The organism is Streptomyces sp. DH37 (genome assembly GCF_029813835.1).
Classification (GTDB): domain Bacteria; phylum Actinomycetota; class Actinomycetes; order Streptomycetales; family Streptomycetaceae; genus Streptomyces.
Window position 1 is genome coordinate 1 of sequence record NZ_JARVKV010000142.1, and the last position, 1993, is coordinate 1993.

2 protein-coding genes and 1 pseudogene are annotated in these 1993 nt (G+C 75.2%); all 3 read left to right on the forward strand.

Annotated features, from left to right (window positions below; all coding sequences use genetic code 11):
- Positions 1-204 (forward strand): annotated as a pseudogene (locus QC029_RS30350) (SRPBCC family protein); the annotation flags it as partial.
- A gap of 366 nt (positions 205-570) precedes the next feature.
- A complete protein-coding gene (locus QC029_RS30355) occupies positions 571-819 on the forward strand; it encodes a WhiB family transcriptional regulator (protein WP_279559063.1) in 249 nt (82 codons plus the stop codon).
- 137 nt (positions 820-956) lie between these two features.
- On the forward strand, positions 957-1964 hold the full coding sequence (locus QC029_RS30360; RefSeq protein ID WP_279559064.1) for an NADP-dependent oxidoreductase: 1008 nt from the start codon (positions 957-959) through the stop codon (positions 1962-1964).
- The last annotated feature ends 29 nt before the right edge of the window (positions 1965-1993 follow it).

Consider the following 1993-nt stretch of genomic DNA (forward strand, 5'->3'; position numbering starts at 1 on the left):
GGCCGGGGAGGTGCGGGAGCGCCCCGCGCGCCCCGCGCGCCGTGGCCCGCCCGGGCGCCGCGCATCCGCTCCGGGCGCGGGCGGGGCGGCCGCATCGCGCCCGGGACGGTGGGTGAGGTCCTCCCCCCGCCGGGGCTGCCGGTCCCCTTCGCCGTCGAGGCGGTCGGCGAGGCGCGGCGGCGGTGGACCCGGCGGGTGGGGTGAGGACCGGCCCGGTGCGGACGCGCCCGCACCACGCGGTCGTCGCCCGGCCCGGCCGCCCTGCACCGCCCGGCGGGAGACCGCCGGCGCACGTCCCTTACCGGAACATTCGTTTATATTTGGACATCAATACCTCTGCCGGGCTCCGCGGCGCGCCGACGCGCCGCGGGAGTGTCAGGGCTGCCCGGCCGACGGGCCGCCCCGAGCCTTCGGAGGTTCCGGTGAGTGTCCTCGACTTCCCCTTCCCCAGCTTCTCCGACCCCTCCGGCGCGGATTCGCCGCGCACCGGTGCGCCCGGTGCGCCCGGTGCGCCCGGCGCGCACCGGGCCGGTCCCCGCCCCTGCCGTTCCCCGCGATCGCGCCGCTGACATGGGCTGGCGCGAGTCCGCGGCGTGCCGCGGCGAGGATCCCGAACTGTTCTTCCCGATCGGCGGCGGAGGCCTGGCGGAGCAGCAGACGGCCCGCGCCCGCGCCGTCTGCCGGAGCTGCCCCGTCATGCCGGAGTGCAGGGACTGGGCCGTCAGGAACGGCGAGGCCGAGGGGGTGTGGGGCGGGACCACGGCGGCCGAGCGGCGGCTGATCAGACGCCGCTTCGTCGGCCGGCTGCCCGACGGCTGACGGGCGGCCGGCGGGCGGTCGGCGGGTGGTGCCGCGCCGGGCCGTACGCCCCCGGCCGCGGAAGTGCCGCAGATCACATCGACCTCGTACCTACTGGTCGGTACGGTGCAGGGAGTCCCGACCGAGCAGGAGGTCCCATGCCCGCGACCAACCGTCAGATCCGCCTGGCAGCCCGTCCCGTCGGAGAGGTCGGGCCCGGGAACTGGGAGCACCGCTCGGTGCCCGTCGAGGAACCGGGGCCGGGCTGCTTCGCTGGCCGCACCCGCGTCATCTCCCTGGACCCCGCCATGCGGGGGTGGCTCGACGACCGTCCCTCCTACCTGCCGCCGGTCGGCATCGGCGAGGTGATGCGCGCGGGATCGGTCGTCGAGGTCACCGCCTCCGACCACCCCGACTTCCGGCCCGGCGACCACGTGGTGGGCACGTTCGGCGTCCAGGAGCACGTCGTGTCCGACGGCAGGGGCGTGTTGAAGGTCGACACCTCGCTCGCCCCGCCCTCGACGTACCTGGGCGCGCTGGGCATGCCCGGCATGACGGCGTACTTCGGCCTGCTGGACGTCGGAGCGCTGGAGGAGGGCGAGACCGTGGTGGTCTCCGGGGCCGCCGGCGCGGTCGGGAGCATCGCCGGCCAGATCGCCAAGGCGAAGGGCTGCCGGGTCGTGGGCATCGCCGGCGGGCCGGAGAAGTGCGCCGTGCTCACCGACGAGCTGGGCTTCGACGCGGCGATCGACTACCGGGCCGAGGACGTCAGGAAGGCGCTGCGCGAACACGCCCCGGACGGCATCGACGTCTACTTCGACAACGTCGGAGGGGACGTCCTCGACGCGGCGCTCACCCGGCTGGCGATGCACGCCCGCGTGGTGGTCTGCGGCGCGATCAGTCAGTACAACAACACCACCCCGGTCAAGGGCCCGTCGAACTACCTGTCGCTGCTCGTCCGCCGCGCCCGGATGGAGGGCTTCGTGGTCTTCGACTACGCCAAGCGCTACGGGCAGGCCGCGCGGGAGATCGCCGGCTGGATCGGCGAGGGCCGCGTCAAGGTCAAGGAGCACGTGGTGAGGGGCACCGTCGACGACTTCCCCGAGACGCTGCAGATGCTCTTCCGGGGCGAGAACATCGGCAAGCTGGTGCTGGAACTGGTCTGAGCGCCGGCGTGCGCCCCGCCGCGGCGGGG